Genomic DNA, 12,221 nt, shown 5'->3' with positions numbered 1-12,221 from the left:
CGTCTGCTGCTGCTCGGTCTGCTGCCGCTCGTCGGTCCGCCGCCGGGGCTGACGGTGTCCTCGACTCCTGTCGAGCTGCCCCAGATATGGGGCTGAGCCGTCGAGGCCAAGCCGTCGAGGCCAAGCCGTCGAGGCCAAGCCGTCGAGGCTGAAACCTTTTCAGCCGCAGCGCGCTCGACCGCCGCCCCATATCCGGGGCAGCTCGACACGGCACAAGGGATAAGCGCCCTACCGCGCCGAACCCGCGCCGCCCCATTTTTCGGGCAGCTCGACACGGCACGAGGGATAACTGCCCCCTCCCCCGCCGCACCGCAGCCCAACCCCCCGCCGCCCCATCTTCAGGGCAACTCGTCACGGGGCGAGGGATAGGCGCCGCGCCGCACGGCAGCCCGGACCCCGCATCCCCATATCCGGGGCAACTCGACACGGAGTGAGGGACAGGCGCGATTCCAGCGTCCATGAGGGACAGCGGTAGACAGACCTGTCTGTTAGCCTACGGACAGTCGGCGCGAGGCCACCGCGCCCGAGTGGAGGATCGATCGACATGCGCATCGCAGTTCTCGGCACCGGCTCGGTGGGACAGACCATCGCGGCCCGCACGGCGGAGCTGGGCCACCAGGTCACCATCGGCACCCGGGACGTCGCGGCCACGCGGGCCGGCGCCTACGCCGCCTGGGCCGCCGAGCACCCCGAGGTCGGCCTGGAGACCATGGCCGTGGCGGCGGCCGACGCCGAACTGGTCGTCAACGCCACCAGTGGCACCGGATCCCTGCCGGCACTAACCGCGGCCGGCGCGGCGAACCTGGCCGGCAAGGTCCTGCTCGACATCGCCAACCCGCTCGACTTCAGCGCGGGTTTCCCGCCCGTTCTGACGGTCAATGACACCGACTCCCTGGCCGAACGGATCCAGCGGGAGTTCCCGCAGGCCAAGGTCGTCAAGTCGCTCAACACGCTCACCGCGGAGCTGATGGTGCGTCCGCGCCAGCTCGCCGACGGCGACCACAGCGTCTTCGTCTCCGGCGACGACGCGGAGGCGAAGCGCATCGTCACCGACCTGCTCGTCAGCTTCGGGCACACCGACGTCATCGACCTCGGTGACCTCTCCACGGCCCGGGGCACCGAGATGCTGATGCCACTCTGGCTGCGGCTCTACGGCCGGCTCGACACCGCCATCTTCAACGTCAAGGTCGTCCGCTGAGCGGACGCCGACAGCCCGAAGGGGGTCCACGCCGGGCGCGGACCCCCTTCGGATCGGCCGATCACGGCTCGAACTTGTAGCCCAGACCCCGCACGGTGACGATGAAACGCGGCGCCGACGGCTCTGGCTCGATCTTGGAGCGCAGCCGCTTCACGTGCACGTCCAGCGTCTTGGTGTCACCGACGTAGTCGGCGCCCCACACCCGGTCGATGAGCTGGCCCCGGGTCAACACCCGGCCCGCGTTGCGGAGCAGCAGTTCCAGCAACTCGAACTCCTTGAGCGGCAGCTGCACGGCACCGCCCTCGACCGTCACGACGTGCCGCTCGATGTCCATCCGCACCGGGCCGGCGGCCAGCGTCGGAGCGCCCGCCTCGGCGACCTCCGGGCTCTGCCGCCGCAGCACCGCCCGGATGCGGGCGACCAACTCCCGAGGGGAGTACGGCTTGGTGACGTAGTCGTCGGCGCCGATCTCCAGGCCGACCACCTTGTCGATCTCGCTGTCCCGCGCGGTGACCATGATGATCGGCACGGCCGAGCGCTGCCGAAGCTGCCGGCACACCTCGGTCCCCGACATCTCGGGCAACATCAGGTCGAGCAGCACGATGTCGGCGCCGGTTCGGTCGAACTCGGTGAGGGCGTCGGTTCCGGTCGCGGCGACCGAAACCTCAAAGCCCTCCTTACGGAGCATGTACGACAGGGCGTCGGAGAACGACTCCTCGTCCTCGACCACCAGAACGCGGCTCAAGGGGGATTTCCTTTCCATTGCTGTCAGACCTGCCGTAGCTCGGCCGGACCGGCCTCGATCCCAGCCGGCGGCAGTGTCGCCAGGAGATCGTCCGGTGGGCTGGCGGGCAACCGGAGGGTGAACGTCGACCCACCGCCAAGAGTGCTCGACACCTCCACCCGACCGCCATGGTTGCTCGCGATGTGTTTCACGATGGCCAGGCCGAGCCCGGTGCCACCGGTGGCACGTGAGCGGGCCTGGTCGGCCCGGTAGAACCGCTCGAAGATCCGGTCCACGTCCGTCGGGGCGATGCCGATGCCCTGGTCGGCGACCGCGACCTCGACATGTTCGCCGTCACCGCGGAGGGTGACCCGCACCGTGGTGTCCTCGCCCGAGTAGTTGATGGCGTTCTCCACCAGGTTCGCCACCGCCGTGGCGAGCTGGCTGTCGCTGCCGTACGCGGTGAGACCGCGCTCGCCGTCGACAGTGACCTCGACCCCCCGGGCGGCAGCCGTGGTCCGGGTGCGGTCGACCACCTCGGCGATCACCCAGTCGAGCGCGACCGGCTCCGGCGGCGGCTGCGGCTCGGCGCCCTGGAGCCGGGTCAGCTCCAGCAGCTCCTGCACCAGCCGGCCCAGCCGGGTCGACTCGTGCTGGATCCGTTCGGCGAACCGGCGGGCGGCGACCAGGTCCTCGGAGAGGTCCGGCGCCGTGGCGTCGGCCGGCTCGGTGGCGTCCAGCAGCGCCTCGGCGAGCAGTTGCAGCGCCCCGATCGGGGTCTTCAGCTCGTGACTGACGTTCGCCACGAAGTCCCGCCGGACCCGGGTCAGCCGGTGTGACTCGGTCACGTCGACAGCCTCGACGGCGATGAAGCCGTTTCCGAGACCCATGGCCCGCAGGTGCACGCCCAGCGGGTTCTCCCCCGCGCTGTCGCGGCCTCGGGGCAGATCCAGCTCGATCTCGCGCCGCACGCCGGTGCGCCGCACCTGACCCGCGAGGGTACGGATCAACGGGTGCGCGGCGATCGAACCCGGTGTGCTGCCGGTCCGTAGGAGCCCCATGGCGCGGGCGGCCGGGTTGATCAGGACGGGGACGTCGTCGTCGTCCAGTACCACGACACCGGCGCGGAGCGAGTCGATCGTCCGACGGCCGAGCCCGGCCTGCTGCGAGTCGGCTATCGCGGGCCTCCCTGTGCTCCAGCGGGAGCTCGCGCTACCCGTCGACGTGGAGCCGCCGCGCGCCGGCAGGAACCGGGGCAGCAGGACACCGACGACCACTCCGGCCGCCAACGCCACGGCCACCACGACCGCCACTGCCCACTCCACCCGGCGATCGTAGGGTCATTGTTAACCTGGCTACCACACAGAACGGGACGAATCACCCTCACTTCCGAAAGTGTTCACCCCCACGTCTGGCGTCGTTCACCCTGGTTCATCCGGGGTCCGTCAACGCCCCCTACCGTTGGCGTCGCACCTGCTCAACCCCTGCGCCGACACCCGTCGGCGGCGACCGACCACAGGACGTGATGATGCGCGACGAGTTCCGGGCCGACCTTCAGATCGTCAGCCAACTGCTGGTGGACATGGCGGAGGGCATCCGCGCCGCCATGCGCCAGGCCACCCGGGCCCTGCTCACGGCCGACCGGCAGGCCGCCGAGACGGTCATCGAGCGGGACGCCGAGATCGACGACCTCTACCGGCACGTCGAGGAGCGGGTGTGTGACCTGCTCGCCCGGCAGGCGCCGGTCGCCTCCGACCTCCGGGCAATGATCACCGCGCTGCACGTGGCGGCCGATCTGGAGCGAATGGGTGACCTCGCCGAGCACGTGGCGAAGACCGCGCTGCGCCGGCACCCCTCCCCGGCTGTTCCGGCCGAGCTGCGGACGGTCTTCACCGAGATGTCCGACATCGCCGACCGGATGGCCGCCAAGATCGGTTCCGTGCTGGCTAAGCCCGACGTCGACCTCGCCGCCGAGTTGGACCGCGACGACGACGCCATGGACGAGCTGCACAAGAGCCTGTTCGCGGTGCTGCTCGGCGACGACTGGCCGTACGGGGTGGAGACCGCGATCGACGCCACCCTGCTGGGCCGGTTCTACGAGCGCTTCGCCGACCACGCGGTGAACGCCGGCGAGCACGTGATCTACCTGATCACCGGCGAGAACACAACCACCGCCAGCTGAAGTGCAAGGAAGGGCCCCTTGTTATCGCTTTTTGCATAACAAGGGGCCCTTCCTTGCACTTAGCGGCCCTGGTTGGCGACCGCGGCGGCGGCTTCCTTCGCTGCCGTCGGGTCGAGGTAGGTGCCGCCCAGGGTGAGCGGGCGCAGCTGCGGGTCGAGGTCGTAGCGCAGCGGGATACCGGTCGGGATGTTGAGCTTGGCGATCGCCTCGTCGGAGATCTGGTCGAGGTGCTTCACCAGGGCGCGCAGCGAGTTGCCGTGCGCGGCCACCAGCACCGTACGGCCGGCCAGGATGTCGGGCACGATCGAGTCGTACCAGTACGGAAGCATCCGCTCGACGACGTCCTTGAGGCACTCGGTACGCGGCATCAGCTCGGTCGGCAGCAGCGCGTACCGCGGGTCACCCACCTGCGACCACTCGTCGTCGTCCGCGATGGGCGGCGGCGGGGTGTCGTACGACCGGCGCCAGAGCATGAACTGCTCCTCGCCGTACTCGTCAAGGGTCTGCTTCTTGTTCTTGCCCTGTAGGGCGCCGTAGTGGCGCTCGTTGAGCCGCCAGGACCGGCGCACGGCGATCCAGTTCCGGTCGGCGGCGTTGAGCGCCAGCTCGGCGGTGCGGATAGCCCGGCGCATAACGCTGGTGTGCACGACGTCCGGCAGCAGGCTGTGCTCGCGCAGCAGCTCGCCGCCCCGCCGTGCCTCGCCCTCGCCCTTCTCGGTCAGGTCGACGTCCACCCAGCCGGTGAAGAGGTTCTTGGCGTTCCAGTCACTCTCGCCGTGCCGCAACAGGACCAGCGTCCCGACGGTGGGCCCCTCGCTCGCAGTCATGCGGATCATCCTGCCTCAACCCGGTTGCGGACACGCGGGCACCCGTCGTGACGACCACCACGTGAAAAAGCGGGTGACCTGCGATTCCGGCCGGCACTAGGGTTGGTAAGGCACGGCAGTCAGATCGGTCATTACTTGTAAGCGGGGGCACCACGTGCGGACGATGCGGAGCTGGTTCACGGACACCACCGGGGGCCTACCCAGGACCTTCTGGTACCTGTGGTCCGGCACCCTGATCAACCGGCTCGGCTCGTTCGTCCTCGTGTTCCTCGCCATCTACCTGACCCAGGAACGTGGCTTCTCGCCGTCTCAGGCTGGCCTGGTGCTCGGTCTCTGGGGCGTCGGCGGCGCGGTCGGCACCACCGCCGGCGGGGCCCTCGCGGACCGGTGGGGCCGCCGGCCGACGCTGCTCACCGCGCATGTGGGCGCGGCGACCATGATGCTCGCCCTCGGGCTGGCCCGGGAACTCTGGGCGGTCGCGCTGGGCGCCCTGCTGCTCGGCATGTTCGCCGAGGCCGCCCGCCCGGCGTTCGGGGCCATGATGATCGACGTGGTACCGGCGAAGGACCGGCTGCGCGCCTTCTCGCTCAACTACTGGGCCATCAACCTCGGCTTCGCCTGCGCCGCCATCCTCGCCGGTCTCGCCGCGCAGGCCGACTACCTGCTGCTGTTCGTGGTCGACGCGGGCACGATGCTGATCACCGCGCTGATCATCTTCGTCCGGGTGCCGGAGACGAGCCACGGCGGATTTCCCGTCGCCGCGACCACCGCCCCGCGCGGCGCCCTGCGCACGATCCTCGCCGACCGGGTCTTTCTCGGCTTCGTGACGCTGAACCTGTTCGCCGCGCTGGTGTTCCTCCAGCACATCTCGATGCTGCCGATCGCCATGGGCGACTCCGGCCTGAGCCCGGCCACGTACGGCTCGGTGATCGCCCTCAACGGTCTCCTCATCGTCGTCGGCCAACTCTTCGTGCCCCGGCTGATCCGCGGGCGCAACCGCTCGCAGATACTCGCCGTCGCCGCCGTGGTGATGGGCGTCGGGTTCGGGCTGACCGCGTTCGCGGGTAGCGCCTGGTTCTACGGGCTGACCGTGTTGATCTGGACGGTCGGCGAGATGCTGAACTCGCCGTCGAACTCCACGCTGATCGCCGAGCTCTCCCCGGCCGAACTGCGCGGTCGGTACCAGGGCGTGTTCGGCCTCTCCTGGCAGATCGCCGGTGCGAGCGCGCCGATCCTGGGCGGTCTGGTGCGTGAGCACGTCGGCAATGCGGCGCTGTGGCTCGGCTGCGCCGCGATCGGCGTGCTGACGGCGGTGGTCCACCTGGCGTCCGGCCCGGCCCGCGAGCGGCGGGCCACCGCGCTGCGGCACGCCGCCGAGGTCGCGGCGCCGGTGGGCACCCGTTCGCCGCAGCCCGCCGAGGCCGCGGCCTGAGTCCGGTACGACCACCGCGCGCAGCCCCGACTACCGTTCAGGAGAAACGGTTAAGAAACTGAACTGTCGGGAGGTCGCATGCACGCCCTGCGGCGCTGGTGGCAGGACACCGCAGGCGGGCTCCCCGGCGCATTCTGGTACCTCTGGGCAGGGCTGCTGATCAACCGGGCGGGCGCGTTCGCCATGCTCTTCCTGTCGCTCTATCTCACCGACGCCCGGGGCGCCAGCGCGGCGGTGGCCGGCGTCGTCGTCGGGGCGTACGGGGCCGGTGGGGCGGTCGGCGTGCTGTTCGGTGGGGTGCTGGCCGACCGGTGGGGGCGCCGATCGACACTGCTCGCCGCCCACCTGGTCACCGCCACCCTGATGGCGGCGCTGGCCTTCAGCCGTCCGCTGCCGCTGATCGCGACGTTCGCCGCGCTGGTCGGCGTCGCCCACTCCATGCCCGGCCCGGCGCTCGTGGCGGCGATCGTCGACGTGGTGCCCGCCGACCGGCGCTCGCGCGCGTTCAACCTGGAGTTCTGGGCGTTGAACCTCGGGATGGCGGTCGCCTCGCTGCTCGCCGGGCTGGTGGCCGAGGCGAGCTTCACCGCGCTGTTCCTGGTCGACGCGGGCGCCACGCTGACCGCCGCCGCCGTCATCGGCTGGAAGGTTCCGGAGACCCTGCGGCGGGCCACTCCTGTCGCCCAGGCCAGCCACCCGACTCCCGCCCGGCCCCGCCGGCCGGGACTGCTCACCGTCCTCAGCGACCGGATCTTCCTGGTCTTCGTCGGGCTCACCTTCGTGCTGGCCGTCCTCACCCTGCAGACCTCGACGATCATGCCGCTGGCGATGCGCGCGGACGGCCTGGGACCGTCGGCGTACGGCCTGGTCGTGGCCCTCGGCGGCGCGCTGATCGTGCTGGGGCAACTGTTCGTGCCCCGCCTGATCGACCGACGCCGCAAGGCCGTCGTCCTGGCCGCCTCCACCGCCCTGCTGGCGGTCGGCTTCGGAGTGCTCGCGGTCGCCGACCACCTGGCCGTCTACCTGGGCGCGGCGGTGGTCTGGACGGTCGGCTCGATGCTCGCCGCCCCGCCCAACGCCCAGATCAACGCGGATCTCGCGCCGCCGGACCTACGCGCGCGGTATCAGTCGGTCTTCTATCTGACGTTCCCCGCCGCGGCCTTCGTCGCCCCCATGCTGGGCGGGGTGAGCCTGCAGTACCTCGGCGACCGGCACTGGCTGATCGTCGCCGGGTTGGGCGTCCTGGCCGCCATCGGCCACCTGCTGGCCGGGCCGCCCCGCGAGCGGCACGTCGACGCGCTGCGCCGGGCCGCCGACCGGGAGCCGGCAGACCGGGTCCCGACAAGCTGACCGTACGACGGCAAAGCGCCCACCATGGCCCGAAGGTCATTGGTGGGCGCTCGCCGGTGTGGGGCCGGCGGCGGCGGGCAACACTCACCCCCGTAAGCATCGCCCGCTCGCGCCGCCGGTCCAAACAGGTGGGCACCGTCCCCCAACGGTTGGTCCACCCGTCCCCTCGCACCTCGCCTGGTGCGCGGATCTGATCGATCCGCCGCTCCCCCGAACGTTTCCAAGCGTGGTGCGGCGCAATAAAGCTAGTTCGGCCGGATTCTGAATTCAACCCGAATGGGATGTCTCGCCGGTCACAACTGACGAGTATCCCCAGCTCCGGCCTCGGTCTCTGGCAACAGCCGGGTACCCGTCGAGCATTCCCGCAAACACCTCATCCGTCCTCACGATCGGGTGACTCGGTGCGGAAGAAGTTGCTCTGCCGACCGTCGCGCATCTGCTCCTGGTAGATCAGATTGAGCCGGCGCAGATCGAAGGTGTGGAACCACTCATCCCAGGTGATCTCGCGAATCCGGCTGCTTTCCCGGTATCCGGGAATGTTGAAGGTCAGAACGCCCGCCCGACCCTCCCGTTCGGTACCCGCGATGGTCGCCGGCTTCGCGCCTCGCGCTCGCGCCCAGCGCTGGATCACCTCGTGATTCGCGGTGATCAGACTCCGACCCGGTCGCTCCGGCCGGTCGGCGATCGACGCGATCACCTGCGAGCTGCGGACCGACCGTCCGCTGCCCCGCCCGGTCCGGATGCCACCGGCCGCCATGCCCGTCGACCGGCTCGCCGTGGCCCGCTTCGCGGGGGCCGTACGCTTGGCGGCCGGTCGGGCCGGCGCCTTCTTCGCGGGCGCCTTGCGCGCCGGCGCGGTACGGGCGGTCGCGGAGGTCCGACGCGCCGCCGTCGACTTCGCCGCCGTCGTCTTCTTCGCGGTGGCCGACTTACGGGCCGCCGTCGACGTCCGTGCGGTCGTCGTCTTCTTCGCCGCCGCCGTCTTCCGCGCCGGGGTAGCTCTCTTCGCAGCGGCCGTCTTCTTCGCGGCGGCTCGCTTCGCCGGGGCGCTCTTGTTCGCGGGCACGGCCTTCGCGCGACTCGGCACCGCCCGCGCCGCCGACTTCTTCGTCGCGGCGGCCCGACCCGCCGACGCCCTGCTGCCGGACGCCCGGCCGGCCGGCCCGGTGCTGCGCCGACCTGCGCCACCGGCATCCGAACGCATCGAGCGCACCAACTGTTTCACCAGGTCGGGCTTGCGCATGGCGGAGATACCGGAAACCCCGCGCTTGCGCAGTTGCCCGCGGATGTCGTCCACCCGCATCTGCGAGATCGCCGACTCGGAGACCCCGGGCGTGCCCGGAGTCTGGTTGCCGGCCTGCCGTTTGGTCCGGGTCGCAGTCCCGCCGCGACCTGAGCTGTTCCGCTGAGCCATGGGACGCTCCGCTCCTCGACACTCCGTCCTCGGCGCGCGGGGGTCCCTGTGCCGCACCGCGCGCCGCGGCATACCCCGCCGGAGAGAACCCAACCGCGTCGATCTTGCACTTTCGGTGGCGGCACAAGGGGCATGGCAGCCCAAAACGACCACCGAAAGTGCAAGATCGCGGAAATCGGAGGGTGGGGTCAGGGCTGGGTGGGGTTGGCGGGCTCGAAGAGGTGGGCGAAGGCGGCCAGGTTCGCGGTCGACTCGCCGCGCTTGACGCGCCACTCGTACTCGCGCCGGATCGAACTGCCGAAGCCGATCTCCAGCATCGTGTCGAAGGACTCGTCGGAGTAGGTGAGCACCGAGCCGAGCAGCCGGTCGAGCTCGTCGGCGTCCACGCCGGCCGGGTTGACCCGGCCGGTCAGGTAGACGTCGCCGGCCGCGTCGATGGAGAAGGAGACGCCGTACATCCGGGCGTTGCGCTGCAACAGCCACGCCCACAGCTCCTCGCGGCGCTCGTCGGGCTGGCGCATCACGAAGGCCTCGATCCGTAGCGCGTGCTCGCCGACGATCAGGTTGCAGACCGTCTTGAGCTTGTGGGTGCCCGGCAGGGTCACCGCGTACGCGCCGGGACCGGTCGACTCCCAGGCCAGGTCACGGTCGGCGCAGACCGACTCGATGAGGGTCGCGAGGTCGCTTTTCGGGCTCACCGGGCCCACTCTACGACCGACCCGGCGCACGCACCCGGGTGGCGAGCGCCCGTGGTCACCAGGAGCAGGAGAGCGCCGGGTCGCAGGCCAGGTCGGCGGCGAGCCGGGCCCGGCGGGCGGCGATCGCCTCGCCGTACACGTCGAGCAGCCCCGACACCGTACGGTCCCAGGAGAAGTGCTGCGCGTGCTGCGCCGCGCCCCGGGACAGCGTGGCCCGCAGGGCGCTGTCCGGCAGCAGGCGACTCAGCGCGCGAGCCCAGTCCACCGGGTCGTGCCCGTCGATCAGCACCCCGCTGACGTGGTCCCGCACGGCGGTCACCAGGCCGCCGACGGCAGCGGCCAGCACCGGCGTACCGCAGGCCTGGGCCTCCAGGGCGACGAGCCCGAAGGATTCGTTGTGCGACGGCACCGCGACCAGATCGGCGGCCCGGTACAGAGCCGGCAGGTCGTCGCCGGTGCGCGGCGGCAGGAACACGACCCGGTCGGTGACGCCGAGCGTGGCGGCCAGCTCGATCAGGGCGGTCGGCCGGTCCAGGCCGCTGCCGCTGGGCCCGCCGCAGATCACCACGGTCACCTCGTCGGCCAGGGCGGGGTCACGCTCGCGCAACGCGGCGACGGCGCGGATCAGCACGTCCGGCGCTTTGAGTGGTTGGATCCGACCGACGAAGGCCACCACGTACCCGTCGACCGGCAGCCCCAGCCGGCGGCGGGCGGCACGGGCGGCCAGGTGGCGGTCGCCCGGTGCGGGGCGGAACCGGGCCAGGTCGACGCCCGGCTGCACGACCGTGACGTGGGCGGGGTCGGCGTCGTACCGCTCGACCAGGTCGCGGGCCTCCACGCGGGTGTTGGCGACCAGTTGGTCCGCCTCGGCGACCACCTGCTCCTCGCCGATCACCCGGGCCTTCGGTTCGGGCCGGTCGTCGGCCGCGAGCTGGGCGTTCTTGACCTTCGCGAGGGTGTGCGCGGTGTGCACGAGCGGCACGCCCCAGCGTTCCTTGGCCAGCCAGCCGACCTGGCCGGAGAGCCAGTAGTGGGAGTGGATGAGGTCGTAGTGTCCGGGCGGGCGGGACGCCTCGGCACGCAGCACCCCGGCCGTGAAGGCGCAGAGCTGGCCGGGCAGCTCCTCCTTGGTCAGCCCCTCGAGCGGGCCGGACATGATGTGCCGCACCTGCACGCCGGGGGCCATCTCGACCACCGGCGGAAGGTCGCCCGAGGTGGCCCGGGTGAAGATTTCCACCTCGACGTCGGCCTCGGCGAGCCGCCGGGCGACTTCCAGGATGTACACGTTCATCCCCCCGGCATCGCCCGTTCCGGGCTGGTGCAGGGGGGATGTGTGGACGGAGAGGGTGGCGATGCGCCGGGGTCGCGGCCACGGTCGCGCACCTCGCTGACGACCGACACCGGTGTGCAGTTCCGCCACGTCCGCTCCTTCTGTCACGGTTAATGCCGTCACGCACGACCGGCGCTTCTCGGTCAACCTGTACGCCGGATGTCATCTTCCCCATCGGGCAACGGAAATGCGTCGGCGCGGCCGCCCGGCGTGACGGACCTCATCACGAACGGCCGCCGACACAGCCCGACGCCCGGTCGGGATCGGCGGTGCGGCGCGGGTGACAATGACCCGATGACCTCTGTCGCCATCGTCACCGGAGCGTCCAGCGGGATCGGCGCGGCCACCGCCCGCCGGCTCGCCGCCGAGGGCTTCCACGTACTCGCCGCCGCCCGCCGCGCCGACCGTCTCACCGATCTCGTCGCCGAGATCACCGCCGCTGGCGGGCAGGCAACCGCGGTGACCTGCGACGTCACCTCGGACGAGTCGGTGGCCGGGCTCGCCGAGGCCGCCGCCCAGGCGTCCGGGCCGGTCACCCTGCTGGTCAACAACGCCGGCGGCGCACGCGGCCTGGACCCGGTGGAGTCCGGCTCGCTCGACGACTGGCAGTGGATGTACGACGTGAACGTGCTCGGCACGCTGCGGGTGACCCAGGCGCTGCTGCCGGCGCTGGAGGCGTCCGGCTCGGGGACCATCGTGGTGGTCTCCTCCACGGCCGGGCTGACCGTGTACGAGGGTGGCGGCGGCTACACGGCGGCGAAGCACGCGCAGACGGCCATCGCCGGCACGCTCCGGCTGGAGCTGTGCGGCCGGCCGCTGCGGGTCATCGAGATCGACCCGGGGATGGTGCAGACCGAGGAGTTCGGGCTGGTCCGCTTCGGCGGGGACGCCGAGCGGGCCGCCGCCGTCTACGCCGGGGTCCCCGGGCCGCTGGTCGCCGAGGACGTGGCCGACTGCATCGCCTGGTGCGCCACCCGCCCCGAGCACGTGAACGTCGACCGGCTGGTGGTCCGGCCTCGTGCGCAGGCCGCACAGCACAAGGTGCACCGGGTCTCCTGACCCCGGG

Annotated in this window: 11 protein-coding genes; 5 read left to right on the top strand and 6 right to left on the bottom strand. The window is 71.4% G+C overall.

The window, feature by feature from the left end; genetic code table 11:
• Positions 1-544 precede the first annotated feature (544 nt).
• Entirely contained in the window at positions 545-1,198 is a 654-nt protein-coding gene (locus AB0I89_RS20970) for an NAD(P)-binding domain-containing protein (RefSeq protein ID WP_357129129.1), read from the top strand.
• 61 nt (positions 1,199-1,259) lie between these two features.
• Here the strand turns inward: AB0I89_RS20970 and AB0I89_RS20965 are convergent, their stop codons facing one another.
• Together AB0I89_RS20965 and AB0I89_RS20960 are read right to left on the bottom strand one after the other, a co-directional pair.
• The gene (locus tag AB0I89_RS20965) at positions 1,260-1,943 is read right to left on the bottom strand and encodes a response regulator transcription factor (protein WP_039906992.1); all 684 of its coding nucleotides are present in this window, start codon (positions 1,941-1,943) and stop codon (positions 1,260-1,262) included.
• Positions 1,944-1,966: 23 nt separating this feature from the next.
• A complete protein-coding gene (locus AB0I89_RS20960) occupies positions 1,967-3,247 on the bottom strand; it encodes an ATP-binding protein (RefSeq protein WP_357129126.1) in 1,281 nt (426 codons plus the stop codon).
• A gap of 203 nt (positions 3,248-3,450) precedes the next feature.
• Here AB0I89_RS20960 and phoU point away from each other — a divergent pair, with 203 nt between their 5' ends.
• A complete protein-coding gene (phoU, locus tag AB0I89_RS20955) occupies positions 3,451-4,104 on the top strand; it encodes a phosphate signaling complex protein PhoU (protein WP_355050832.1) in 654 nt (217 codons plus the stop codon).
• A gap of 59 nt (positions 4,105-4,163) precedes the next feature.
• On the opposite strand, the gene AB0I89_RS20950 is transcribed toward phoU, so the two are convergent.
• Entirely contained in the window at positions 4,164-4,931 is a 768-nt protein-coding gene (locus tag AB0I89_RS20950) for a phosphoglyceromutase (protein ID WP_355050833.1), read from the bottom strand.
• 154 nt (positions 4,932-5,085) lie between these two features.
• Here AB0I89_RS20950 and AB0I89_RS20945 point away from each other — a divergent pair, with 154 nt between their 5' ends.
• On the top strand, positions 5,086-6,363 hold the full coding sequence (locus AB0I89_RS20945) for an MFS transporter (protein ID WP_357129121.1): 1,278 nt from the start codon (positions 5,086-5,088) through the stop codon (positions 6,361-6,363).
• 78 nt (positions 6,364-6,441) lie between these two features.
• Positions 6,442-7,713: an MFS transporter gene (locus AB0I89_RS20940; protein ID WP_357129119.1), complete on the top strand. Its 1,272-nt coding sequence runs from the start codon at positions 6,442-6,444 to the stop codon at positions 7,711-7,713.
• A 373-nt stretch (positions 7,714-8,086) separates the two neighbouring features.
• Here the strand turns inward: AB0I89_RS20940 and AB0I89_RS20935 are convergent, their stop codons facing one another.
• From AB0I89_RS20935 to mshA, 3 genes are all read right to left on the bottom strand, one after another.
• Entirely contained in the window at positions 8,087-9,016 is a 930-nt protein-coding gene (locus AB0I89_RS20935; protein ID WP_357129252.1) for a hypothetical protein, read from the bottom strand.
• A gap of 299 nt (positions 9,017-9,315) precedes the next feature.
• Complete coding sequence (locus AB0I89_RS20930; RefSeq protein ID WP_357129116.1) at positions 9,316-9,825, bottom strand: YbjN domain-containing protein; 510 nt, start codon at positions 9,823-9,825, stop codon at positions 9,316-9,318.
• Between the two features lie 55 nt (positions 9,826-9,880).
• Positions 9,881-11,245 carry a D-inositol-3-phosphate glycosyltransferase gene (mshA, locus tag AB0I89_RS20925; protein WP_357129114.1) on the bottom strand — a complete coding sequence of 455 codons (1,365 nt, stop codon included), beginning with the start codon at positions 11,243-11,245 and terminating at the stop codon, positions 9,881-9,883.
• Between the two features lie 204 nt (positions 11,246-11,449).
• Between mshA and AB0I89_RS20920 the strand changes: the two genes are divergently transcribed.
• Positions 11,450-12,214 (top strand): SDR family oxidoreductase, encoded by a 765-nt coding sequence (locus tag AB0I89_RS20920; RefSeq protein ID WP_357129111.1) that lies wholly within the window; start codon positions 11,450-11,452, stop codon positions 12,212-12,214.
• Positions 12,215-12,221 lie beyond the last annotated feature (7 nt).

The organism is Micromonospora sp. NPDC049801, assembly GCF_040656575.1.
Classification (GTDB): domain Bacteria; phylum Actinomycetota; class Actinomycetes; order Mycobacteriales; family Micromonosporaceae; genus Micromonospora.
This window is presented reverse-complemented; position numbering and strand designations above follow the sequence as displayed.

Bases quoted from the DNA above. Each gene is read 5' to 3' on its own strand.
- AB0I89_RS20970 (WP_357129129.1), top strand. From the start codon at position 545: ATGCGCATCGCAGTTCTCGGCACCGGCTCGGTGGGACAGACCATCGCG.
- phoU (WP_355050832.1), top strand. From the start codon at position 3,451: ATGCGCGACGAGTTCCGGGCCGACCTTCAGATCGTCAGCCAACTGCTG.
- AB0I89_RS20950 (WP_355050833.1), bottom strand. From the start codon at position 4,931: ATGACTGCGAGCGAGGGGCCCACCGTCGGGACGCTGGTCCTGTTGCGG.
- AB0I89_RS20940 (WP_357129119.1), top strand. From the start codon at position 6,442: ATGCACGCCCTGCGGCGCTGGTGGCAGGACACCGCAGGCGGGCTCCCC.
- AB0I89_RS20935 (WP_357129252.1), bottom strand. From the start codon at position 9,016: ATGCGGGTGGACGACATCCGCGGGCAACTGCGCAAGCGCGGGGTTTCC.
- AB0I89_RS20920 (WP_357129111.1), top strand. From the start codon at position 11,450: ATGACCTCTGTCGCCATCGTCACCGGAGCGTCCAGCGGGATCGGCGCG.